Here is a 24207-nt window from a genome sequence, read left to right on the forward strand (position 1 = left end):
ACCACACAGTTGAAACGAGCTCTCGCCACCATGGATTTGTCTCGACGCACGCTGCTGCTCGGCGGTCTTACGGCCGCCGGCGCGGGGGTTCTGTCTGCCTGTTCAGGCAAGCCCGCAGCCACCGCCGGTCTGGTGCTGCCCTCCCAGTCCGCTCTGACGCCGAAGGCGGGCCAGAACGTGGTCACCAAGACGCTGATCGCACGGCCCACGACTCTCGATCTCGGTGGACCCACGGTCAATACCTGGGCCTACGGCGACACTCTCCCCGGGCCGGTGGTGCGGGCCACCGCCGGCGACCTGCTGCGCATCACCCTTGACAACCAGCTGCCCGCCGACAGCACCATCCACTGGCACGGCATCGCTTTGCGTAACGCAGCCGACGGAGTCCCCGGCCTCACCCAGAACCCCGTGTCAGCTGGAAGCAACTTCGTCTACGAATTCGTGGCGTCCGATCCCGGAACGTACTTCTACCACCCGCATGTAGGAGTCCAGCTCGACCGCGGTCTCTACGCCCCCCTCATCATCGATGACCCGAACGATCCGGGCGACTACGACGCCGAGTGGATCGTCGTTCTCGACGACTGGCTCGACGGCACCGGCACCACCCCCGACGATGTGCTGACCAAACTCACCGGCTCCGCGTCGTCCTTACCCTCGTCCTCGGCGTCCGACGGCATGAGTGACATGGGCGGAATGGACATGGGAGGCGACTCGTCCTCCGGCGGGATGGACATGTCAGGTATGGGCGGAATGAGCATGGGTACGAGTAACACGCCCTTCGGCGACGCCGGCGATGTCACCTACCCCTACTTCCTGGTCAACGGTCGCGTGAACACCGCACCCGACGTCTTCACAGGCAAACCCGGACAGCGAATCCGGGTTCGGGTCATCAACGCAGCAGCCGACACCATCTTCTCTGTAGCAGTCGGGGAACACCGCCTCACCCTCACCCACACCGACGGGTACGCCGTCCAACCCCAGGCGGCCTCAGCGTTCTACATCGGAATGGGCGAGCGATACGACCTCACGCTCACCCTGAAAGACGGCGTGTTCCCGCTCGTAGCCAAACCAGTCGGCAAGGACGGCGTCGCGCTCGGGCTGATCCGCACCGCCGCGGGTACACCGCCGACGGCCGATCAGGCCGCGGGGATTGCTGAGCTCAGCGGCCAGGTTCTGGTCGGCTCCGACCTGCTGCCCGCCGAGTCCTCCCGGCTACCGGTCAAGGACATCGGCCAGAGCGTCACCCTAAGCCTGAGCGGCCAGATGAGCCCCTACGCATGGGCGATCAACGGGGCGCCGTACGGCAAGAACAAGTCGGTCACGATCGAGTCCGGAAAGCGGGTCTCGGTCCAGCTCAACAACATGACGATGATGACCCACCCGATGCATCTGCACGGCCACACGTTCGCGCTGCCCAGCGGGCTTCGCAAGGACACGGTGCTGCTCAAACCGATGCAGAACATGGCCGTCCAACTCGAAGCCGACAACCCGGGCAACTGGATGGCTCACTGCCACAACATCTACCACGCCGAGGCCGGAATGATGGCCGCCCTCGTCTACGACAACGCCAGCTGAGACTTCGCGTGGCCGCCACCGCCGTCGGCCCCCTGAAGCCCGCCTCCGCACGATCCAAGGAGAACCACCTTGCGCAAGAAGACCATCGCTCTGGCCGCCCTCGCGGTCGCCGGAACCCTCACCCTCGCCGCCTGCGGCGGCAACGACTCCATGGGCAATATGCCCGGGATGGGATCCTCGTCGACCTCGTCGTCGCCCACCTCGAGCAGCGACGCAATGTCGGACTTCAACGACGCCGACGTCACCTTCGCGACCGAGATGATCCCGCACCACCGCCAGGCGGTCGCGATGGCCAAGCTCGCCGACACCCGTGCCGAGAGCCAGCAGGTCAAAGACCTCGCCATGCAGATCATGAACGCCCAGGACCCGGAGATCCAGACGATGTCGGGGTGGCTGACTGCCTGGGGCAAGCCCGTCCCCTCCGACGACACCTCGATGGGCGGCATGGACATGGGCGGCGACAGCTCGATGGCCGGGATGATGAGCGGCGCCGACATGGACAAGCTCAAGAAGGCCTCCGGCGCTGACTTCGACCAGATGTTCCTGACCATGATGATCGCCCACCACCAGGGCGCGATCGAGATGGCCAAGACCGAAGAGACCAACGGCATGAATGCCGACGCCATCGCGCTGGCCCAGCAGATTCAGACCGCGCAGGCCAGTGAGATCACCACCATGAACGGTCTGCTCAAGTAGCACCCATCCCGGCCCCGGCGACCCTGTTGCCGGGGCCTTCGGCCTTGAGGAGTTGTTGATCATGCCCGTCATGTCCGCCATCGAAGGTGCCTTCTGCCGCAGCGGCCCATGGCGCTCCTTCGCGCGCCGTAGCGTGCTGCCCTGGGCGCTGGACGGCCACCGGCTCGCTGGCGACGTCCTCGAGATCGGCGGCGGCAGCGGAGCCATGGCCGCCGGGGTGGCCCGCGACTACCCCGACGTGCGCCTCACGGTCACCGACGTCGACGAGGCAATGGTCGCCTCGGCGCGAGAACGCCTGGCACGGTTCACGAATGTCGAGGTCACGGTCGCTGACGTCACTGGCCTCCCATTCGAGACCGCCCGCTTTGACGCCGTCACCTCTTACCTGATGCTGCACCACGTCATCGATTGGATCGACGCCCTGGCGGAGATCGCCCGAGTGTTGAAGCCGGGTGGCGTGCTGATCGGCTACGACCTGACGGACACGCGCCTGGCTCGGGGGATCCACCGCGCCGACGGCTCGCCCCATCGGATCATCGCCCCCGACGAACTCGCCGACGGACTCGCCGTCACCGGATTGACGCAGATCACGATCCAGCCGTCGTGGCGATCCCACCTCATGCGCTTCCAGGCCCATCGGCCCAGCACGGACTGATGCAGCCCATCCCTCTCGAACTCCACTGCGACACCTGCCGGGTCTGCCTCCACGCCGACACCGAAGTCGAGCTCGTCGAACTCGCCACCCGGCACGCCCTCAGCATCCACGGACATGCTCCGACACGCGATCACGTGCTGATCCAGATCCGGCACCAAAACTCGTGACCGGCAAGCACCGCGCGGCGCGAGGCGGACGTCGCCGGCAAGCCAAGCGAACCCCGGTCCGATTCGCAGCCGCCGTCACCTCAGTCGTGGTCACCGCGGTTGCCGTGGCAGCGCGGCTGACCATCGGAGAACCTGACCCACTCGCCGGCATCCCGGAAAGCAACCGTCCGGAAGTGGCGCTCGAGTCGCCCCCGAGCACCACGGCCACCGCCGGGGCACCGGCGACCTCTCGGAGCGAGTCAGACGCCACCACGGTGCCGAACACGCCGGAAGCAGAGGCGTCCCCCACAACGCCGCAGCAAACTCCCGTGCCGGAGACCGGGTCGGGCCGGTTCGCCTCAGCCGTAGGCACTTCGCCTGTCGTCGGGCACGGTGAGCTCGTGACCTACAGCGTCGAGGTCGAAGGAGGCCTCCCGGTCAAGCCGGCCGCGTTCGCACGCATTGTCGACGGCGTTCTGAGCGACCCGCGGGGATGGACCGCCCTGTCCGACCACTCCGTCAAACGGGTCTCGTCCAATGCCGACTACCGGATCAGGTTGGCCTCGCCAGACACGACCGACACGCTCTGCTCACCGCTCGACACCGGCGGCAGGCTGTCGTGCCGCAACGGCGACAACGTCGTCCTGAACGCTTGGCGCTGGGCGAACGGAGCCCGGTCCTACCGCGGCGACCTGGGCGACTATCGGAGCTACATGATCAACCACGAGTTCGGTCACGCCCTGGGCTACGGACACCGGATGTGCCCGCGGGCCGGCGCGCGAGCACCGGTCATGGTGCAGCAGACCAAAGGTCTCGGAGGCTGCGTCGCAAACCCGTGGCCCGCGGTAACCCAAGGCTGATTACTATGCACCCTAGTAGAAAGGGGGGACTCGACTTGGTTCTCGTACGACGCCTATCGGTCGGCCTCGTAGCGGCAGTCGTCACCGCGCTCGCGATCGGGATCCCGACCGGGATCATTCAGACGTCCTTCTACCATCGCATGACCCCGGTGTTGTGGTGGAACTACCCGGTCTGGGCACTCTCGGCCATTCTCACCGGCGCGCTCGTGGCCACCTACGTCCGCGACCCTGCGATTGAGGTGCCCCCGACACAGGGCGGCAAGACCTTCGCCGGCAGCATGCTCTCGCTCTTCGCCGTCGGGTGTCCGATCTGCAACAAGCTCGTCGTCATGGCGATCGGTGTCAGCGGCGCACTCAACTGGTTCGCCCCGATCCAGCCGGTCCTCGCGATCGCGTCCCTCGGACTACTTGCCTACGCGTTGTGGGCGCGACGACGTACCGCCGCCGCCTGCCGGGTTCGCCTCGGCGCACCTGCCTAGGGCTCGAGGACTTCCGCGACGGCGTCTTCGCCGCGTTCGTGGGGTCCAGCGAGGATTCCCATCCGCGCCTCCAGCAGCGGCGCGGAAGAGGCGCGGAGGGCGTAGGAAGTGCTCGAGTCGGTCTATCCGACGACGCGCAGGTCTGGGCGCAGGCGACCGCAGGGCATCGTCTCAGGGAGGCTCTCCGATGCCTCGGCGACGGCGTCGGCGATGATCCTGGGGAGATCGGCGGGCGCGTAGCCGAGTGCAGTGCGGGGCGTCACGTCCATCAGTTCAGCGACGGCATCGACCCGGTTGCGGAGGATCTGGTCGACGACGTCGGCGTCGAGTTCGATGTCTCTGGCGCGCAGCGCGACTTCGACGGCTCGCGCGAACTCGCCGAACCGCTGAGTGCGTCGGGTGAGTGCCACGCCGACCACCATAGAGAACCCGGGCGCTCCTCACAGCCGAACGCGATGGACCCGTAGGCACGGCCAGACGCTGCCGTGGGGCGCTTCGGCGTTGCAAGGACACGACCGTCAGCTCGTCGGAGGGGCTCCTTGTCAAGGCAGTGCGCCCGGTAGGCAGACAAGTGGCCGACGGCAAGGACGAGACGCCCGTCGGCCTCCGCGTCAGCGAGCGCGAGGAGCCGGGCGGGATTCGGCCACCGCGACTGAAGTGCACGCAGCAACTACTCCTCATCCATAACCCCTTCAGTGCCAACGACGAATGGTCCGTGCGGACGACCCTCGGCCAACCGCCCTGCGGCAGCAAGCCCGTACGAGCTGCTTGGAAGGAACTCGGTACATCGACGTCCGATCCGGATCTACATCGGTTGCCTTTCCCTCTAGGAGCCCAAGATCCGAAGGAGACCGATCAATGAACCAGCCCACGAACACGACGCCTGCTGACGGGAGCCCGCAGCATCCGCTGAACAAGCTGCGCGGGCAGCTCACTCAGGCTTTCGACACTGCGGGGCGGCTACGCGCGATCCTCGCAACCGGGCAGTGCTCCGCCCGGTCGATGGGTATGCCGCGGTGAACAAGCGCGGGATGCTCGCGGCCGCCCAAGCGGTCTTCGACGCCGAGCGGGCGTTGCGCGGTGCAGCTGAAACCGTCGATGAGCTGTGCGACGTCGCGGCTTCCTCCATCCGCCTTCTCGACGATGCCGCGACCGACACCTTCTACGCCCATCAGGAGGAGCGGCGCAACCTGTACGTGCGGTCGGCGGGCGAACACCTAGAGCGGGTGCGGAATCGGTCCGGCGTGATGAACGACCTCGGCGCAGACCTCACCCATCAACTGGCCGCGGCGAGCAACGCACTCGAACTCGCTGGCTACGAGCTCGGCAGCATCGACGCGAACGACTGCGACGGCGGGATCCGGGCACTGAGGACCCAGATCGATGTCCTCGTCGAGGTGGTGTCGCTGGCCCGGCCCGTGGCCGCCCAGATCACCCGCCACGCGCAGCATGCGGCCGAGTCCGCCGCCGCCAGCGATGCGCTGATGCTGCTCGACTCCCGCGTCCATGACACCGGCAAAGAGATGAGCCGCGCCGACGAGGGCGTGTCGGTGGTGCGTTCAGTCATCGAGCACGCCCAGAGCCGCGCCCACACCTCCGCCGCGCTCGCGGGCTCCTTGACCTACGCGGCATGCCACCCGACGCCCCCCGGACGCCGCGACCCGGAAGCGGGGCAGTCCGGCATCGCCATCTAGCAATCGAAGGGAAGGCACCTACCGATGAATCGCACCTTGAAGCTCAGCTCACACGATGAGCTGCTCTCCTACGTCCCCCATGCGCTCGGGTTCCGCAGGCCCCAGGGAATGGTCTGCTTGCCGATGGGCGGCGGGCCGATCTCTCGGACCGACCTACCGTCGACGCCGAAGGAGAAGGAAGAGTTTCTCTCGATGCTCACCGACGTGTATCTGCACCGCCACCCCACCGGCCGGATGGTCTTGGTCGCGTACGGCGAGGACGGGCTGGCCTGTCTCGAAGCTCTCGCGGATCTGAGCGGGCGGCTGGTCGAGGCCCCCAACGGGCCGGACGTCGGGCCGATGCTGTGGGTCAATGGGGATGAGTGGTTCGACGTCCTCGAGCGCACGACCGGGACCATCGACCTCGGCGTACGCGCCCGCTTCGACGCCGAGTTCGCGCTGCAGGGCCGCGTCTTGCCCGTCGAGCGGCGCGACGACCTCGCCACGGCGCTCCAGGGCGACCCCACCGGCGTGGCCGTGCACCTGCCCGCTGCTGAGGAGCGGGCCATGTCGATGGACACTTCGACACGGATCGCGGAGGCTGCCTGGGTGGGCTCGATGTTGGACGGGTTCCTGCAGCACCGGACCTACCTGGCCGACGCAGATGCGGCGCGGGTGCTCGCGATCCTTCATGACAGCGGGGCACGCGACGCGTCGATGACGAAGTTGGCGCGCGAGAACGCACGGGTCGTTTCGGAGTTCTGGCAGGACCTGGTGCGCCGGGCCCCGGCCGAGGTTCGTGACGCTCCGGCGACGATGCTCGCGTTGAGCTCGTTCGTGGCCGGCGACGGGGCGAAGGCGTGGACCGCGCTGGACCAGCTCTCCGAACACAACCAGCTCGCCGACCTGGTCGCACTGGCACTGGAGCAGGCCGTCGACCCGAAGACCTGGGACACGTTCCGCTCTCCGGCTTCCGGGAGCGCTGCCATGCAGCGGGCCGCGCTGCGCACCACGATCACCCCGGACCGCCAGCGGCCGGAGAAGAACGGTCCCGGAGCCCCGGGCGTCAGCGGTCCCGACTCCCCTGCCCCGGGCCGCTGAGATGAACGGAGAACACGCCATGCAGAACACCCGATCCCGCGTCGAGGCGACGATGGCACGAATGCTCGCCACCAGTCCCCCGCCGGTGGCACATGCGTCCGCCGCCTCGGCGCGGGTCGACCTCGTCTACCTCACTGAGGACGACCAGCGGCGTCTCGACGAGACCATCCGGGAGCCGTAGCCGGACGACAACCCTCTCTGGCCCTGTGGATACCCGCGGTTATCCACAGGGCCAGCGTGCGTCGGTTGCGCTGTCGGGAGGTGCACCTGTGGGTGTGCGCGAGCCCGGAGTCCGGCATGCGCTTGATGACGTACTTCTCGGGCCCGATCTTGGCGACGTACATCGCGACGCCGTCGGGGCGGCATAGGCACAGCGGCCGGATGCGGTCGCTGTGCGCGGCGGCAAGGAGCTGCTGGACGTCGGCGCTGTTGGTATGGGTGATGCGGCGGCCGTAGAGCTCGAAGGCCTGGCGGTCGCCGCCGTGATCGTGGGGGTCGCCGCGGCGGGTTGCTGGGGCGCTGGCTGGGGTCGTGGTCATGGCGGGATAGGCAACGCGAGGGGGTGCGGATCGGACGTTCGTCGGCCTTCCTCGCGATCGCTTTCCACATTTCCTCCCGGCCAATGTCCGATCCGTGAGCCTGGTGGGTGCCTTTCCCGACTGAGGGCGGTGGTGAACCGTTGGCGCGGGTTGCGACCGAGGTCCCTCACCGATCAGGTTGGGAGGTGCCGGACTGTGGCGCGACGTCGAGCGAGCACGGATGACTCGGAGCAGTTGTCGCTCTGGGATCTGAGCGTCGAGCCGCAGGAGGAGGCGGGTGAGCCACTCACCACGTCAGGTGAGCTCACCAGTTCTGGCGGCGCGGCCCGTACGGAGATCGCCGGGACTGTCGGTGCCGGGGCGCACACTGGAGTTGAGGCGGAAGGAGCAGGCGATGAGCCAGACGAGCAGCGAGGTCGAGCCGAGGATGAAGTACGCCTCGATGGCGGCGCGGTACTGGGCGACGTACCTGCCGAGCCGGTTGGAGACGATCCCGGTCGACCAGCGTCAGGAGTTCTTCACCGACTTGGGCCGGCAGGTGGTCGAGATGGTGGACTATCTGGCCAAGGACAACCTGCGGGCCTCGACCCGCCCGCACGACCCGGCGGAGCTGACCGCTCGCAAGGAGCGGATGGCGCAGCTGCGGGCCGAGCAGGAGGCTCTGGAGGAGCTGGTGTACCTGCCGAAGGAGACCGGGACCCGGTCTCGGGAGATGCCGACGACGCTGACCTTCGAGTAGCACCCCCCTCCCCCTCGCCCGCCTCCGCGGCCTTCGAGCGGATCTCGTTCACGCCGACCGGTCAGGGGGATCTGGCGCCGGCCGGGGTGGAGGCGAAGGTTCAGGCCAACCTGGCGGCTTTGCGGCTGTTGCGCCGCATCGAGGCCGAAGCCCGTCCCGCGAGCGCCGAGGAGCAGCAGGTCCTGGCCCGGTTCGCCGGGTGGGGTGCGTTGCCGAAGGTGTTCGTCACCGGCGACGACACTTACGCGGACGTGCGCGAGGAACTGTCCAGTCTGTTGTCGCCGGCCGAGTACGACGAGGCGATGCAGAACGCGTTGAACTCGCACTTCACCGACGCCGGCCTGGTCGAGCCAATGTGGGCCGCACTTGGGCACCTGGGATTCGAGTCTGGTCTGGTGCTGGAGGCGGGCTGCGGCATCGGGAACTTCATCGGGTTCGCCCCGGTGGGCGCGCGGATGGTCGGGGTTGAGCGCAACGAGGTCTCCGGTGCGATCGCGCGGCTGCTCTACCCGGCCGCTGAGGTGCGGGTGGAGTCCTTCGGCGATACCCCCATCCGGCCGAACACGTTTGACGCGGTGATCGGGAACGTGCCGTTCGGGAACTACCCAGTGCGGGATCGGGTGCACAACCCGGGTAACCAGCTGCTGATCCACGACCACTTCATCTCCAAGGCCCTAGCCGGGTTGAAGCCCGGCGGCGTGATGGCGGTGATCACCTCGGCCGGCACGTTGGACAAGCAGAACTCCACCGTGCGGCGCAGCTGGTACGAGCGCGCAGACCTGCTCGGCGCCGTACGACTCCCGAACGCGGCCCACCGCGCTGCGGCGGGCACCGAGGTCGTCACCGACGTCCTGGTGCTGCGCCGCCGCGAACCCGGACAGGCGCCGGGCGATGACGCGTGGCTGACCTCGATCCCGACCCCGCTCGACGACGGCACCGAGCGACACGTCAGCGGCTACTTCACCACCCACCGGGAGAACATTCTCGGCAGCACCTCGACCGGTCAGGCCACCATGGGCCGCGAGGTCCTGGCGGTGAAGAACCTGGTCACGGCCGCCCCCTTGGGCACCCAGCTGCAGTATCGGCTCGAGGCGATCGCCCGTGCCGCGGTCACCGAGGGACGGGGCCACTCCCCTATTCCTGCCCCGACCCAGAGCGGCCAGCCCGCTCCCGAGGTCACGCAGTCCAGCACACGTGCGGCTCGCCCGACCTCGCCGGCCCCCTCCCTGCCGAAGCTGGAACCGGTCAGGTCGGCGCGAACCATGGCTCGGTCGAAGAAGGTCGGGCAGATCACCCACACCGGCACCGAACGAGTCGCCGGGAAACGAGCTGGGGCGGCCGGTTCGCTGGCGCACGCGTTCACGGTCGTCGACTACGACGGCACCGAGATCGAGTACGTGCCGGACGGGGCGGTCACGGCGGGCCGGCGTACCAAGGACGGCCACCATCCCTCCCAGGCAGATGAGTTGGTGAGTCTGCTGCGGATGCGGGACCTGGCCGCCGACCTGCGCGAGGCCGAACGAGCCAGCGCTGAGGACACGGCCGAGATCGCCGAGATCCGGGCCGAGCTGAACCGCTGCTACGAGGTCTACGTCGCCGACTACGGCCCGATCAGCCGGATGAAGCCCTCCCAGAAGCAGGTCACGGTCAAGGACCCGGAGGACCCGAACCAGACCGAGGGACTGGTCGAGGGCGATGACGGCGAGTGGTACCAAGTCACCTATTCGAAGCCCGGGATGGGTGGCATCCGTAAGGATCCGACCTGGTGGTCGCTGACCGGGTTGGAGTCGGCGTACGACGAGTTCACCAACACCGCCACGAAGGCGGACTTCTTCACCCGCCGGATGGTCGGCTACCGCGAGCTCCCGACCCGGGCGGAGTCGCCGGCCGATGCGGTCGCGATCAGCCGCGAGCACGACGGCCGCGTCGACATGGACCGCATCGCCGAGCTGCTCGGCGTCGGTCTCGAGGAGGCCACGTCGCTGACCCGGGGCCTGGTGTTCACCGACCACCGCACCGGCGAGCTGGTGCCCTCGCACCTGTATCTGTCGGGCAACGTGCGCCGCAAGGCCGTCGAGCTGGAGGAGCTCGCGAAGGGCGACCCGAGCACGTGGGGTGAGGCTGCGGCGGCGATGCGGGCCGCGGTGCCGCCTGACAAGGACGTCACCAAGATCAGCGCCAAGCTCGGCATGGTCTGGATCCCCGCGACCGATGTGGAGACGTTCGTCCGCGACATCACCGGCAACGACCGCGCCACGGTCACCTTCAGCGAGGAGGACGGCTGGAAGTGCTCCCCTGCCAATGGCGGCTCGCGCCGCAACCCCGCGCTGGAAGGTGGCGGCTGCATGGGTGCGCCTCCGGGGCACGACTGGCGCAAGCCGTTGAAGGCGAAGTGGGGCACCTCGCGGCGCACCACCTACCAGCTCGTGGAGACGGCGTTGAAGGGCCAGCGCCCGCAGGTCACCGACAAGGATTCGGAGGGTGTGGAGCGGATCAACCGCGCCGAGACCGAGGCCGCTGGCGAGCAGATGGAGATCATCGAGAAGGAGTTCGCCCGCTGGCTGTGGCGGGACCCGGACCGCAAGGCCCTTCTTCACGCGGCGTACAACGACAAGTACCGCTCCTACACCGACGTCAACTACGTCGACTCCCCCTACTCGGCCTACCCGGGCATGTCGGACGCGATCGTGCTGGATCCGCACCAGAACGACGCGGTCGCGATGGCCAAGGACTGCGAAGCAGTGCTGCTGCACCACGAAGTTGGCACCGGGAAGACGTTCACACTCGCGGCGGCGATCATGGAGAAGCGGCGGCTGGGGCAGATCCACAAGCCGGTCGTGGTCGTCCCGAACCATCTGCTGGAGCAGTGGGTGCGGGAGTTCACGATCCTCTACCCCGACGCGCAGTTGCTGGCCACTGACACCAAGGGCATCTCCGGTACCGACGCGCGGCGCCGGTTCGTCGCCCAGGCTGCCTCACACGACTGGGACGCGGTAGTGATGACCACCTCGTCGTTCCGGCTGCTGCCGCTGTCGGAGGAGACGATCGAGGACAACATCCAGCAGCGCCTCGACAAGCTGCGTGATGAGCGCGGCGAGGCCCTGGAGGTGGGCGACACCAAGGCCGTGAAGCGGATCGGTGAGCGGATCGAGCGCGAGGAGGCCTCCCTGCGCGAACTGCAGGACCGCATCGGCGGGGACGTCGGGCCGTTGGACTTCGAGACCGCCGGGTTCGACTACGTCGTGGTCGACGAGGCCCACGAGTACAAGAACGACGAGGTCGAATCCTCGGTGCGAGCGCTGGCGAAGGGCAAGCCGAACCTGGGTGCAGTGGATCTGCGGGCGAAGCTGGACTGGCTGCGCGATCGGAACGCCGAGTTGGGGAAGCGGTCGGTGGCGCTGTTCGCGACAGGGACCCCGATCTCGAACTCGACGCGCGAGTTCTACGTGATGATCCGGTTCCTGCGCCCCGACCTGCTCGCCGAAGCCGGCGTGGGCGAGTTCGACGACTTCCGCAAGGCGTTCTTGCAGATGGAGGAGTCCATCGAACCGACCGTCACCGGGCGCCTGCAGGTGAAGATGCGTGAAGGCGACGGCCTGGTCAACGCCGGTGAGCTCAAGCGGATCTGGGTGCAGTTCGCCGACGAGGTGACCGCCGAGGACGTCGGCCTGGAGCGCCCCGTGCTGCGCGGTGGGCAGGCCGAGAAGATCCTCCAGGGTGTCTCCGAGCACCAGCAGGCCTTCATCCGGCACCTCAACGTGCGCCGGGAGGCGATCAAGCCGAAGTTCAAGCCGGAGCCGGGCGAGGACACGGTGGTCGCCATCGGCACCGACGGCCTGACCTCCGCGGTCGACCTGCGCCTGATCTCGAAGCTCAAGCTGTGGGAGGCCGGCATCGACCCCGAGGACCTGACGGATGCCGACTCGAAGGTGCCGCTGGTGGCCGAGCAGGTCCTCGAGGAGTGGCGCCGCACCCGAGACATGGAGTTCAAGGTCCGCCGCGGCTCAGATGAGCCGGCGCCGATCCGGGGCGGGTTCCAGCTGGTGTTCTGCGACAAGGGCGTCCCGACCAGTGCTCAGAACGGTGAGGGGAAGCACTCCTTCTATGAGGCGTTGAAGTTCGCGCTGGTCGACGGCGGCCTGAAGCCCGATGAGGTTGCGTTCATCCACGACGCAGAGGGGGACGCGACGAAGCTGGGGAAGCTGACCGAGCGGTGCCGTACCGGAGAGATCAAGGTGCTGATCGGGTCGACCGGGAAGATGGGCACCGGCCTGAATGTGCAGAACCGGCTCTCGGCGTTGCATCACGTCGACGGCGCTTACCGGCCCGACCAGATCGAGCAGCGCAACGGCCGCGCCATTCGACGCGGCAACCAGTTCGACGAGGTCCGGGTCCTCTACTACCCGTTGGAGGGCTCCACGGAGGGCTTCCAGTGGGCGCATGTGGCCCGCAAGGACAACTTCCTGCGCGTGTTCGCTCTGGCCGATCTGGACGCCACGATCATCGGCCAGTCGGAGTCGGCGACCCAGTCCGAGGCCGCGATGTTGAAGGCGTTGGCGGCCAACAACCCGCTGCTGATGGACAAGACCCAACTGGATCTGGACTTGCGGCGGATGCAGAACCAGGCTGACACCTTCGACGCGTCGAAGGAGTACCACGCCAACGTCGTCGCGCAGGGCAACCGGATGATCGGCACCCTCACGACCAGCATCGAGGCGCTGCAGGCTGCGGCCGGTCACGTGCGCGACACCTCCGGGGAGGCGTTCCGGATGCAGGTGACCAACAAGTACGGGCGGTTGGAGGATCAGGCGATCCTGGAGCGCAAGCACACCGCCCTCCGGCTTACCGAAAGCCCGACGCTGGCCAGCGGTCTGGAGTACGCGCCGCTCGGCGAGGGTCGCCCGTTCCTAATCGGCCTGCTCGGCGGCGTATCGCTCTACGCGTGGACCTACCGTCCCGGGATCGGGAAGCCGGGCTACCGGGTCGGGGTCGACGACCCGTCCAACACCCGCGGGTGGGCACCCGACCTGCTCGACCTCGCGCCGGTCGAACTGACACCGGGGAAGATCGACACCGGCGCGATCACCCGCCTGGAGAACCTGGTCCGCTCCATCGGTGAACGACCGGCCGTGCTGTCGGCGCGGGTGGAGCGGCTGCGCAAGGAGGTCGAGGTCTCCGCGGGCGAGCAGGGCACCACCTTCGAGGCCGCCGGAGAGCTCGACGCCCTCAAGGACCGCAGCAAGGCGTTGACCGAGCTGATGCGACTGGTCGCCGCCGACCGCCCGACCACCCCAGCCGCCGCCGACGCCGACGCGTCATCAGCCACCGAGACCACGGACTCTGCGGGCAGTGCTGGAGACGAGGCTGCCCGCAAGCACGCGGCCCTGGTGGCAGAGGCCGAGGCGACCTACAACGCGACGACCGAGAAGTGGCGGGCTCTGCGCGATGCCCGGCTGGATACGCCGGGGAAGGTGAAGCCGGCCGAGATGGGCGCGGTGCGCACCTCCCGGCGCCGGGTCAAGCAGCAGATGGCCGAGCGTGCCCGGGAGGCCCGTGGGGAGTCGGCGCCGCGGCCGCGGATCCACGCCCGGGACGCCTCAGCCGACCTCGCGCCAGCGCTCACCAGCCCGCCCACCAGCCCGCCCACCAGTGAGGACGGGCAACTCGGCGTCAGCGCAACGGTGGCTAACGGATCCGCCGCGAGCCTGCGCCCGGCGATCGCGCCTCTGGCCCCACCGGCCGTGACGGATAAGCAGCCGCCGCCGGGGCTGGGGCCGACTCCTGGCCAGTCGGGGTGGTCCTGGTGAGCCGGGTGGTGAGCCCCTCACCCACCCTTCGGCTGAACGAAAACCGTCCACAACTCCGGGTAGCGCGGGGGTCGTCCACATGCTCGGGCGCGTCAGGTGCGTCGACCGGGCTCCGTCTGCTCCACTGGGAAGCGGGCCTGGTCCCGCGACCCGGTCTGTCTCGAAAGGATCACCTCTGATGCCGATCTCCACCACGACCGTCGAGCTCGACGGGTACGACGCGACCCCGGACTTCGTGTACGCGGTCTCGCTGCTCGCCGCCTTGGAATCGGCGACCGGACAGGAGGGGCACGCGACGGTGCTGCCGTTCCTGGGCATGGCACGCGCCGAGCTCACCGACTTCGGTCAGCGGCGCCCCGCGCACTACGTGCCCGTCCAGGTCGGTGACCTGCGGGCCGGGATGGATGAGCTGGAGCAGCGGATCACCGCGCTGCTCGACCGCTCCGCCGTGCTGCAGCACAGTCTCCGCCTCGACTCCGCCCACCGACTGCTGCGGCGGGGAGTCGCTGCGGTCGCCTGAACCTTCAGGTCCGCGCGCGAATCTACGCGGACAGTGTCCGATCTGGTCGCAGGTGTGTTGCCTGTCCCGCCATGAGCAACTCGACGACACCCGCGGCCGCGGATCTGCTGCCCGAGAGTGCCACCTGGGACGACTACGTCGCCGCGCACGGCGGTCCCGACGTGCCGGGCTGGTGGGTCACGCTGTGCTGGCATGCCGACTCGGAGTACCCGCGTCCTGAGGCCGTGGGCCCGTATCGGTCGTACGAGCTGGCGGTCTCCGCGATGGAGGACTCGCTGCTGATCGACAGCTTCTGTGAGGACACCAAGCGCGCGGAGTGTCTCGACGACGTCTTTGTGTCGACCACCCCTGCCTCCATCGCCGTCACGTGTGCCGCGTTCGGGAGCCAGGTCACGTTGATCGACCCGAGCGATCCGAACCACTTCGGCCGCACGGACCTGACGGCGCCCGCACCAGAGCAGAGCGCTGGCCTCAGCGTCTGGTACACCGGGATGCAGGCAACAGTGCTCAACTCCACTCCCGCGCCGCAGGTCCAGCCGATCGTCGGGACCGGCACGCGCACGAACCCGGGCCCCCGCGTCACGCCCTGACCCCGCCCGGGACGGTCGCGGAAGTGAGAACCTTGCGTCGCTATTCTCACTTAGTTGTAGTATCTGGGATGAGGCGGGAGGTGTTTTCATATGTCTGACGGCGCAGGCGAGGCCCTGGCGGGCTCGGGTGGGCCGCGTGTGGTGGTCCCTGGCCATGAGCAGCGCACGGTCGCATGGCGGCAGGTCCATCGGGGCGGGACGGTCGATGACCGGACGCTGCGCGAGGTCTCAGTGTCGATCCCGCCGATGGTGGCCGAGTTGGATCCGCAGCTGCCGAACGACCTTCTTGCCGAGTGCGATCTGGCGGTGCGGGCGATCGCTCGCCTGGACGAGACGGGCGGCCCGCATCTTCGGCCGTTGGCGACGCTGCTGTTGCGGGCCGAGTCGGTGGCCTCGTCGAAGATCGAACATGAGGATGCCACCGTCGAGGACTTCGCCCGGGCTCTTCATGGGGTGAAGGCCAACTCGTCGGCCACGTCGATGGTGGCGGCCTCCGGCGCGATGGACAAGCTGCTGCACGGACCGATCGACGCTGCCGGGATCACGGCGGCGCACCACCTCCTGATGGCCGACGATCCGACCGAACGGGGCTATGCGGGCCGCTGGCGTGAGATGCAGAACTGGATCGGCGGATCGGACCACTCTCCCCGCAACGCCCTGTACGTGCCACCTCCCCCCGACTTAGTCGAACCGCTCATGGGCGACCTGGTGAGGTTCGCCCGGCGCACCGACCTGCCGGTCATCGCACAGGCCGCGATCGCGCATGCGCAGTTCGAGTCGATCCACCCCTTCACCGACGGCAACGGCCGGATCGGTCGGGCACTGGCAGCGGCGGTGATCCGGGAACGCGGTGTTGCCCAGCACGTCGTGATTCCCATCGCCTCGGCGCTGGTGGCGCGCCGCGAGTACTACTTCGGGACGCTGGATGAGTATCGGGCCGGCGACGCTGGCCCCATCGTGCACGCCTTCGCACGCTCGGCACTGGTCGCTTCACAGGAGGCCACCCTCACGGCCGGCCGGCTGGCGGCGATGCCCGAGCAGTGGCACGACCTTGCCGGGACGCCACGGACGGGAAGCGCCACGGCGGTCGTGCTGGCCTCGCTGCCAACCGCGCCGATCTTCACCGCTGACGACCTCGAGACGCGCCTTGGACTCTCGACCGCCGCGACCTACCGTGCCATCGAGCGCTTGGCCGGCGCCGAGGTGGTTCGACCGCTGACCGGGCGGACCCGCAACCAGATCTGGGGAACCGGCGATCTGCTCGACGAGCTGCACGATCTCGGCGTGAGGATCGGAGCACGAGCCAGCGAACTGTCCGCCCTGCCCGGAGCCGTCGCGGCGGGAAGATCGACGATCCTCCAGGCCGCTGCCTTGGATCTCGGCCGGTCGACGCCGCCACGACCGCCAGAGACTCCGCCGGCCCGGGGGATCGACCGCTCCCCCGGCTCGCTCCGCCGCTGAACGCGCGCGCACTTCTCCCCAAGTAGTTCCCGCCTCGACGTCCGATCCGCAGCTGCCTCGGTTGCTTGTCCCGACATGAGCACCACTCGACCCTGGGCCCTGTCGGCGGGTAGCCAGCGATGAGCGTCGCGACGTACGGCGAGCACGCCGAGAACGCCGCCCAGGCGCTCAATGTGTTGATTCGCGCCGACGAGATCCCGACCGACTCGGACGCGGTGGACCAGATGCTGCATTGCCGTGAGGCTGTGGTCGACGCGCTGCGCCAGCGGCTCTACGACCTCGGTCAGGACGACTGGTATCCCCCAGCTGATCATCTCCCGGCCCGCACCCCCAAGCCGATGCTGGCCGGCTTGGACGAGAAGCTGGCCAGTCTGGTCGACAACATCGCGTTCGCGTTGCCGTCGCTCCCCTTCGATGAGCGCCGTCCACCCAGTGAGGTCCTCGGCGTCGAGTCCGCGGATCCCACGGTCGAGACATGGCGTGCTGCGGGCATCGAGCTCCTGGCCGGATCACACACGCTGTCTGCCGCCGCAGAGCAGCCCTGGCGCACCGAGGCCGGCGCGGGCTGGTGGGTGATGCGTGATGTCGCGGTCGCCATGGAGGCGGTCCTGGTGCTCGACTCACGACTCGAGGAAGTCGGGCTCTTGTCGGACCATCAGCGTCCCGAGTACGCGATGAGCCTCGATGAGAAGCGGATGGTGTTGTCCCAGACCGCGAGGGTCGCGACATGGCAGGCCACCAGCTCCAGCCCCGAAGAGGCCGTACCGCGGATGCGACCGGTCGAGACGCGCGTCGTCATCGAACCGGTGGCGCTCGTGTCCGGGCCCGAGGACCTCGCTCCGGCACAGCGACGGCTGGCCCGGTTCCTCAAACCCATGGTGGCCAGCGACGCGATGTATGTCGGCGAGCCGGAGATCACCGCCGATGCCGCGCGGCAGGTCACCGCGAGCCAACTGTTCTTGTGCCGTACCTTCGCCGAGGCCGCCCGCCGCTCCCCCAAGACCAAGAGCTTGGCCGCGTTCTTCGCCAATCGTGCCGAAGTGCTGGAGGAACTGCAGCCACGGATCACGTTCCTGGCCGATGTCGTCGATGGACGGGATCCGAACAAGCGCAGTGCGTGGCAGCAGGGCGAGCTCACCACCGCGGTGTTTCGGATGCAGGAGCAATCCGGCCCGATCCGGCTCCAGCCAACCCAGGTCGTCGATCTGGCTACGGCCACCCATGAGGTGGTCCACAACCTGGCCAAGGCCATGCGGCGCGAACTGCTGCGAAGCGACAGCAACCTCGTCGATGCCGACCCGAAACGTGCAACCGGCCCGGCTCGCGTGAACCGGCGCTCGCCCTTGGAGAGGACGTTGACCGACCTGGTCAACCTGCCCGCGCCCAATGAGCCAGCGACCCGGTTCAGCAACCCTCTCCAGCGGGCAGCGCTGCAGCAGACGTTGAACCTCACCGCGACCCCGTCGGCCCACCCGCCGATGCCGTTCCCCGCCGCTCGGAGCGCCACCTACGCCGCTCCAGGCTTCTAAGCCCTCGAAACCGCCCAGGCCATCGCCGGCCACGCAGACCCCCGCACCACCAGCCGATACGACCGTCGAGACCTTCGACACCAAGCGAGATGCGGTCGACGGGCTTCGCTTACCTCGGCCTGACGTGACGAGATGATTGCGGCGGTCCCGCTCAACTCATCCGCGAGTGGACCTCGTCGAAGAACTCATCGAGCACCGCCTCCGCCCCCGGCTGCCCTAGCTCGTAGCCGCCGAATCGGAAGACCTGATATCCGGCGAGCTTGAGCCGTCGGTCCTCGGCGACCATCTCCGAGTAGAGGCGCGGGGTGGCGGTCTCGCCGATCGCGTAGTGCTGCTTGCCGTCGACTTCGATGACGACGCGTTTGCGGTCGCTGAACAGCATGAGGAAGTCCATCCGTTGGCGGGCGAGGGGTGCCCCGTTGACGGACGCTCCGCGGGTTCGCTGGTCGAGCGGGTCGTAGTGGAGATAGACCTGCGGCACGAGCGCGATGACGTTCGGGTTGTCCTTGAACCTCGCATAGTAGGTCCGGAACAACAGAACCTCAGGCGGACTCGCGAGCGAGGCGGCCAGTCGGTGATACAGGTTGCGGGCGATGCCCGGGTCGTCGAGGTCGGGCGGGCAGGACGGGTGGGCAGCCCACCAAGCAACGAGATCGCTGAACTTCAACCCTCCAGCGGGCAAGGGCTGGTCGTAGATCAGACAAGTGTCGCCGTTCGCCACGACCTCGATGTCGTTGCTAACGGCGTCCCTGAGCACCAAGTCGGGCTTCGGGCCCGTGGCGATGACAGTCTGATTCGGGACCACTGTGACGGTCTGATTCGGACCCACCCGGTCGTCGGCGTGGCGTCGTGACGGCTTGATCTGGACCCACTTCCGTGGCGTCGAGAGTTCCCGCATCCAGCGGGGCTCGCGGCACCGGAAGTGGGTTTCGGGATGAGGGTGCGTGTGGAAGTGTTCGCTGCGATCCGCCGGGACGCCAGGGTCGAGGGCATGTCGATCCGCGCGCTCGCGCGCAAGCACCAGGTCGGCCGGGCAACGGTCCGCCGAGCCCTTGCCTGCGCGGAGCCACCAGCTCGGAAGACCCCGGTACGCGCTTCGCCGCGGCTGGACCCGTTCAAGGCCGCGATCGACGACATGCTCCGCGCCGACCTGGACGCGCCACGCAAACAGCGGCACACCGCCCGCCGCATCCACGTCCGCCTGATCGAGGAACACGCCGCGACCGATGTCTCGTATTCGACGGTTCGGGACTACGTCCGCATCCGCCGCGCACAGATCGACCTCGAAGCCGGACGACGGGTCGAGGTCATGGTCCCCCAGGAGCACGCACCGGGTGCGGAAGCCGAGGTCGACTTCGGCGAGCTCTTCGTCATCCTCGCTGGGGTGAAGACGAAGGTCTTCCTGTTCACCTTCCGCCTCTCCTACTCGGGCAAGGCGGTGCACCGGATCTACGCCACCCAGGGCCAGGAGGCGTTCCTGGAAGGCCACATCGCCGCCTTCCAGGAGATTGGCGGCATCCCCACCCGACACATCCGCTACGACAACCTCACGAGCACTGTCACCCGGGTGGTGAACGCGCATGGTCGGGAGCGGGTAGAGAACGACCGTTGGGTGCTGTTCCGCTCCCACTTCGGGTTCGACCCCTTCTACTGCCAGCCCGGCATCGCCGGTGCACACGAGAAGGGCGGCGTCGAAGGCGACGTCGGCCGGTTCCGTCGCCAACACCTCGTGCCGATGCCAGTCGTCGACTCCCTCGATGAGCTGAACGAGAAGGTCCGCGCCTGGGACACCTCCGACGACAAGCGCCGGATCTCCTCCCGGATCCGGACCGTCGGCGAAGACTTCGCCACCGAACAAACACATCTCGCGCCGCTCCCGGTGGAGGGGTTCGATCCCGGTTTGATGCTGCACCCGATGGTCGACCGCTCCGCCATGATCACCGTTCGGATGGCCCGCTACTCCGTCCCGGCCCGGTTCATCCACCGCCGCGTCCGCGTCTCCCTGCGCGTCAGCGAAGTGGTCGTCTTCGACGGCCGCACCCAGATCGCCCGCCACCCCCGTGTCGTGACCCGCGGCGGACAGTCGGTGAGCCTCGACCACTACCTCGAGGTGCTCAAGGGCAAGCCTGGAGCACTGCCCGGATCCACCGTCCTCGCGCAAGCCCGCGAATCTGGGGTATTCACCCCGGCCCATGAGGCGTTCTGGGCCAACGCCCGCAGGAGGCTCGGGGACGCCGCTGGCACCCGCGAACTCATCGACGTGCTCCTGCTGCACCGCTCCATGACCGCCGACGAAGTCGAAGCAGGTCTCCTCGCAGCGGTCAGCGTTGGCGCGGTCTCTGCGGACGTGGTCGCGGTCGAAGCCCGCCTGCAGGCGGTCCGCGATGCCGCGGCTGGGTCCGGGTCGGAGCGTCACCTCGTTGCTCAGGCGAGTGGTGTCGAGCAACGCGATGCCGACCAGCGCGTCGACAAGAGGCGGAAAGTCGTCTCCCTCACCGAACGGCTGCTCCTCGACCCCGAAGCCGTCATCGCCGGCCTGCCGCCGGACAACCGGCCACTGCCGTCGATGGAGAAGTACCAGCAACTCCTCGGCCGCCGCACCGGCACCGACAACCAGCCCAGTCCCAATGAGAGCGGAGCACCCCGATGAGCACAGCCACGAACGTGACCACCACCCTGCGCCGCCGACGCGGCCTAACCGAAGAAGCCGCCGCCACCGCGGTCGACCAAGCCTGCCGCCGGCTGAGGTTGCCGACCATGCGGGCCCTGCTCGGCGACGCGGTCGCCGCTGCGAACAAGGACCAGCTGACCTACACAGGGTTCCTCGCCGAGCTGTTGCTGGCCGAGTGCGACGACCGCGACCGACGCTCCACGATCCGTCGGGTCAACGGGGCCGGGTTCCCGCGACAGAAGTACATCGCGGACTTCGACTTCGACGCCAATCCGAACATCAACCCCGCCACCATCCACACCCTTGCCACTGGCGAATGGGTCAGGAAGGGCCAGCCGCTCTGTCTGATCGGGGACTCCGGGACTGGCAAATCCCACCTGCTCATCGGGCTGGGTACTGCCGCCGCGGAGAAGGGATTCCGGGTCAAGTACACCCTCGCCACCCGGTTGGTGAACGAGCTCGTCGAAGCAGCCGACGAGAAGCAGCTCGCACGCACGATCGCCCGCTACGGGCGCGTCGACCTGCTTTGCATCGACGAACTCGGGTACATGGAACTCGACCGCCGCGGCGCCGAACTCCTCTTCCAAGTGCTTACCGAACGTGAAGAGAAGAACTCCGTCGCTATCGCGAGCAATGAGGGCTTCGCCGGCTGGACCAAGACCTTCACCGACCCCCGACTCTGCGCCGCCATCGTCGACCGACTCACCTTCGGCGGCAACATCATCGAAACCGGCACCGACTCCTACCGTCTGGCCAGTCGTGCTTCGTCTTGAGCACCGGGATGGTCAGGGATGTTCATTTGACGGTCTCATCCCTGCGCGGTGCGCGCATTCGCCTTCGCTGCAGGATGCCGAGCGCCAGCGCCAGCACGACGGCCGCAGCGGCGAGTGGGGTGAGGAGTGAGGTCTGTTCCTGAACCCAGCTTGACACGGTTGCGGAAAGTCCCGTCAGCCCGCCGGTCCGGCCGGCCGCCACGGGAGCGTCGCTGGTCGCGGCCGGAAACCAGTACCAGGCCAGATAGGCGCCGGTGAGCAGCAGGACAAGGGCGGTGATCCGTGGACCGAAGCGGGCCAGTCGCGCCACGTGGCGGGTGAGTTCCGTGCCGGCTGCGGCGGTGGCCAGCGCGAGAAGCAACAGGACGGCTGCCGAGCCGGCGGCATATACCGCGAACACCAGCAGAAGCCCGGCGTAACTGGCGGTGGCCTGGGCCTGGGCGATGACCGCGAGGATCACTCCGAAGGTGCATGACAGAGAGGCCAACGCGTAGCCGACGCCGAAGACGACCATTCGGGCGGTGGGCGGGAGCCCCGCGGTTGACCGGCCGGGGATCTGGGGCAACTTCAGGGAGATCGAGCGGCCGACCAGCATCCAAAGGCCGAGCAGCATGAGCACGATGCCGACGGCGAGGCCGAGCCGGGGCGCGGCCTGGATCAGCCCACGGGCACCGGCGCTCACCAGTAGGCCGGCAGCTGCGAGGGTGCCGGCAAACCCGACCGTTAGCGCGAGGCCGGAGCGCAGGGCGCGCAGCAACCGCACCGGAGTCGGGGAGGCGTCGCCCTCGCCGAGGGTCTGGGTGAGCCAGGCCGGCAGCAGCGCGAAACCGCAGGGGTTGACCGGGGCGACCATGCCGGCGGCGAAGGCGAGCGTGAGCAGTCCGCCCATGGGTCAGGCTCCGGCCTTCTGCAGTTCGGCGGTGATCGTCTTCGCGTCGGGGTCGGTGGCGCGGAAGGTCACCGTGCCGTCGGCGTCGACGACGATGAGGGTGGACAGCGCCGATACGCCGAATCGCCGGGACAGCGTTGCGCCCTGATCGATCGCGGCCGGGACGTGCTCGGCATCGACGTACTCCATAAAGTCGCCGATCGTCTCCTTCGACTCGCCGGGGTCCATGTCGACAGCGAGGAAGTTCGCCTCGGATCCGGCCTCGTCGGCGCTGGTGGCGGCCACGCCGAGGGACCGGACGCCGTTCACGCACTCGCCGCAGCCGACGGAGAAGAAGAACACCGCGGTCGGCTTGCCGGGGGAGGGCAGGTTGATCTGCTGACCGTTGATGCTGGTCACCGTGGTGGGCGTGCCTACCGCGGCCGACGGGTCAGTGTCGGTGCTGCCGCAGGCGGTCAGGGTCAACAGGCCGGCAAGCAGGCCGCCTGCGATCAGGAGCGGGGTACGGCGGGTGCGGGAGGTCGTCATCGGTTCTGCTCGTCCTTCGGGTCGTGTTCGGTGGTGCGCATGGGCGTGCAGCAGTCGTGGCCGGCGTTGTCGCCGCCGTTGGGGCGCCTGGTGGCCGCGACCCCGCCAAACGCCAGAAGCGCGACGCCGGCGCCGATCACCCACGGGTTGCGGAGGAATGCGCCTACACCGGCAAGGGCTCCGCCGGCGACAAGCAGGGGTAGCAGGGCGCAGCAGGCGACCATGAGGAACGCGGCTCCCGCTCCCAAGAGCAGGCCGGCCCGTCCCGGCTGGTCGTCGTGGTGGGGGGTCATTGCTGTTCTGATTCCCTTCGGTGGATTAACAGCAGCAGTGGCAGTCGTCGGCCACGGCGGCATCGGTCTGGTTGAGGAAGGCGGCGGTGAGATCGGCCGCGATCCCGTAGGCCTCGGCCACGGTGACGACCTCGGCGGCTGGGTGTACAGCCAGCCATGCTGCTGCGTCCTCGGGGGCGGTGAAGTAGTGCACCTGGTTGCAGAAAGACGAGCGGATCGAGGTGATCTTCTCGGGGTTGACCAGGGACACCATGGCGGTGGCCGGCTCGACGCTGGTCACCCCTGCGGTGGGGTCGACGGTGACCCGGATCGGCTCGCCACTGGTCGGGGAGACCGACTCCACGCGTGCCGGGCGGTCAAGGAGGGCGGGAAAGATCAGGGTGTCCAAGGCGCACCAGGTGTAGAGCTCCTCGCCAGCCACGGTGAACCGGTGTGGGGTGGGGCGCAGCGTGAGCCCCTGGCCGATGATCCGGCCCTGCTCGTCGTACTCGGTGTCCGGCACCGCAGCGAGACCGCGCCGTACCTCGTCGAGGGTGCAGCCCGCGACGGCGGCGAGCTGCTCGACGGTGACGGGGTCGCCGTCGACGAGTAGCCGCAGCAGCGGAATCAGCAGGCCGGCGTCGAGGCCGGTCTCCTCAGTCCCAGTGAGTCGTTGGGAAAGTTGCGTACTGAGGTCTGACATT

Annotated in this window: 22 protein-coding genes; 15 read left to right on the top strand and 7 right to left on the bottom strand. The window is 68.3% G+C overall.

What is annotated here, in order from left to right:
- Positions 1-30 precede the first annotated feature (30 nt).
- The 5 genes from ABD671_RS19155 (at position 31) to ABD671_RS19175 (ending at position 4411) form a co-directional block, all read left to right on the top strand.
- Entirely contained in the window at positions 31-1575 is a 1545-nt protein-coding gene (locus ABD671_RS19155) for a multicopper oxidase family protein (RefSeq protein WP_425574940.1), read from the top strand.
- A 69-nt stretch (positions 1576-1644) separates the two neighbouring features.
- Positions 1645-2271 carry a DUF305 domain-containing protein gene (locus tag ABD671_RS19160; RefSeq protein ID WP_344735072.1) on the top strand — a complete coding sequence of 209 codons (627 nt, stop codon included), beginning with the start codon at positions 1645-1647 and terminating at the stop codon, positions 2269-2271.
- Positions 2272-2341: 70 nt separating this feature from the next.
- Positions 2342-2926, top strand: a complete 585-nt coding sequence (locus ABD671_RS19165; RefSeq protein ID WP_344735073.1) for a class I SAM-dependent methyltransferase — start codon at positions 2342-2344, stop codon at positions 2924-2926.
- Positions 2927-3347: 421 nt separating this feature from the next.
- The gene (locus ABD671_RS19170) at positions 3348-3932 is read left to right on the top strand and encodes a DUF3152 domain-containing protein (protein ID WP_344735159.1); all 585 of its coding nucleotides are present in this window, start codon (positions 3348-3350) and stop codon (positions 3930-3932) included.
- A 140-nt stretch (positions 3933-4072) separates the two neighbouring features.
- Positions 4073-4411, top strand: coding sequence for a hypothetical protein (locus ABD671_RS19175; protein ID WP_344735074.1), 339 nt, complete (start codon positions 4073-4075; stop codon positions 4409-4411).
- A gap of 122 nt (positions 4412-4533) precedes the next feature.
- Here ABD671_RS19175 and ABD671_RS19180 read toward each other — a convergent pair whose 3' ends face one another.
- A complete protein-coding gene (locus ABD671_RS19180; RefSeq protein WP_344735075.1) occupies positions 4534-4833 on the bottom strand; it encodes a hypothetical protein in 300 nt (99 codons plus the stop codon).
- Positions 4834-5427: 594 nt separating this feature from the next.
- Between ABD671_RS19180 and ABD671_RS19185 the strand changes: the two genes are divergently transcribed.
- From ABD671_RS19185 to ABD671_RS19195, 3 genes are read left to right on the top strand one after another with little or no spacing between them, the layout of a single operon-like run.
- On the top strand, positions 5428-6105 hold the full coding sequence (locus ABD671_RS19185; protein WP_344735076.1) for a hypothetical protein: 678 nt from the start codon (positions 5428-5430) through the stop codon (positions 6103-6105).
- Positions 6106-6129: 24 nt separating this feature from the next.
- Positions 6130-7185, top strand: coding sequence for a DUF4192 family protein (locus tag ABD671_RS19190; RefSeq protein ID WP_344735077.1), 1056 nt, complete (start codon positions 6130-6132; stop codon positions 7183-7185).
- A 19-nt stretch (positions 7186-7204) separates the two neighbouring features.
- Positions 7205-7366, top strand: coding sequence for a hypothetical protein (locus tag ABD671_RS19195; protein WP_344735163.1), 162 nt, complete (start codon positions 7205-7207; stop codon positions 7364-7366).
- Here the strand turns inward: ABD671_RS19195 and ABD671_RS19200 are convergent.
- Complete coding sequence (locus ABD671_RS19200) at positions 7317-7724, bottom strand: DUF1173 family protein (protein WP_344735078.1); 408 nt, start codon at positions 7722-7724, stop codon at positions 7317-7319. The genes ABD671_RS19195 and ABD671_RS19200 overlap by 50 nt on opposite strands.
- A gap of 195 nt (positions 7725-7919) precedes the next feature.
- On the opposite strand from ABD671_RS19200, the gene ABD671_RS19205 reads away from it, so the two are divergent.
- The 5 genes from ABD671_RS19205 to ABD671_RS19225 all read left to right on the top strand — a co-directional run bounded on the left by ABD671_RS19205 (position 7920) and on the right by ABD671_RS19225 (position 18370).
- The gene (locus ABD671_RS19205; protein ID WP_344735079.1) at positions 7920-14270 is read left to right on the top strand and encodes an SNF2-related protein; all 6351 of its coding nucleotides are present in this window, start codon (positions 7920-7922) and stop codon (positions 14268-14270) included.
- Positions 14271-14448: 178 nt separating this feature from the next.
- A complete protein-coding gene (locus ABD671_RS19210) occupies positions 14449-14790 on the top strand; it encodes a hypothetical protein (protein WP_344735080.1) in 342 nt (113 codons plus the stop codon).
- A gap of 71 nt (positions 14791-14861) precedes the next feature.
- A complete protein-coding gene (locus ABD671_RS19215; RefSeq protein WP_344735081.1) occupies positions 14862-15380 on the top strand; it encodes a hypothetical protein in 519 nt (172 codons plus the stop codon).
- Positions 15381-15470: 90 nt separating this feature from the next.
- The gene (locus tag ABD671_RS19220; RefSeq protein WP_344735082.1) at positions 15471-16841 is read left to right on the top strand and encodes a Fic family protein; all 1371 of its coding nucleotides are present in this window, start codon (positions 15471-15473) and stop codon (positions 16839-16841) included.
- Between the two features lie 119 nt (positions 16842-16960).
- Entirely contained in the window at positions 16961-18370 is a 1410-nt protein-coding gene (locus ABD671_RS19225; protein ID WP_344735083.1) for a hypothetical protein, read from the top strand.
- A gap of 151 nt (positions 18371-18521) precedes the next feature.
- Here the strand turns inward: ABD671_RS19225 and ABD671_RS19230 are convergent, their stop codons facing one another.
- On the bottom strand, positions 18522-19268 hold the full coding sequence (locus ABD671_RS19230; protein WP_344735084.1) for a hypothetical protein: 747 nt from the start codon (positions 19266-19268) through the stop codon (positions 18522-18524).
- 36 nt (positions 19269-19304) lie between these two features.
- Between ABD671_RS19230 and istA the strand changes: the two genes are divergently transcribed.
- Both istA and istB read left to right on the top strand, forming a co-directional pair.
- Positions 19305-21020, top strand: a complete 1716-nt coding sequence (gene istA / locus ABD671_RS19235; protein WP_344735085.1) for an IS21 family transposase — start codon at positions 19305-19307, stop codon at positions 21018-21020.
- On the top strand, positions 21017-21814 hold the full coding sequence (istB, locus tag ABD671_RS19240) for an IS21-like element helper ATPase IstB (protein WP_115922101.1): 798 nt from the start codon (positions 21017-21019) through the stop codon (positions 21812-21814). Before istA ends, istB begins: the two co-directional genes overlap by 4 nt.
- A gap of 22 nt (positions 21815-21836) precedes the next feature.
- Here istB and ABD671_RS19245 read toward each other — a convergent pair whose 3' ends face one another.
- Genes ABD671_RS19245 through merB form a run of 4 tightly spaced genes read right to left on the bottom strand, consistent with a single transcriptional unit; the run spans position 21837 to position 24206 of the window.
- Entirely contained in the window at positions 21837-22703 is an 867-nt protein-coding gene (locus tag ABD671_RS19245) for a cytochrome c biogenesis CcdA family protein (RefSeq protein ID WP_344735087.1), read from the bottom strand.
- Positions 22704-22706: 3 nt separating this feature from the next.
- Positions 22707-23231, bottom strand: a complete 525-nt coding sequence (locus tag ABD671_RS19250) for a TlpA family protein disulfide reductase (RefSeq protein ID WP_154594326.1) — start codon at positions 23229-23231, stop codon at positions 22707-22709.
- Positions 23228-23524 carry a hypothetical protein gene (locus ABD671_RS19255; RefSeq protein WP_115922098.1) on the bottom strand — a complete coding sequence of 99 codons (297 nt, stop codon included), beginning with the start codon at positions 23522-23524 and terminating at the stop codon, positions 23228-23230. Before ABD671_RS19255 ends, ABD671_RS19250 begins: the two co-directional genes overlap by 4 nt.
- A 25-nt stretch (positions 23525-23549) precedes the next feature.
- Positions 23550-24206, bottom strand: a complete 657-nt coding sequence (merB, locus tag ABD671_RS19260; protein WP_115922097.1) for an organomercurial lyase MerB — start codon at positions 24204-24206, stop codon at positions 23550-23552.
- Position 24207: the final 1 nt, after the last annotated feature.

This window comes from Nocardioides fonticola, assembly GCF_039536805.1.
Lineage (GTDB): Bacteria > Actinomycetota > Actinomycetes > Propionibacteriales > Nocardioidaceae > Nocardioides > Nocardioides fonticola.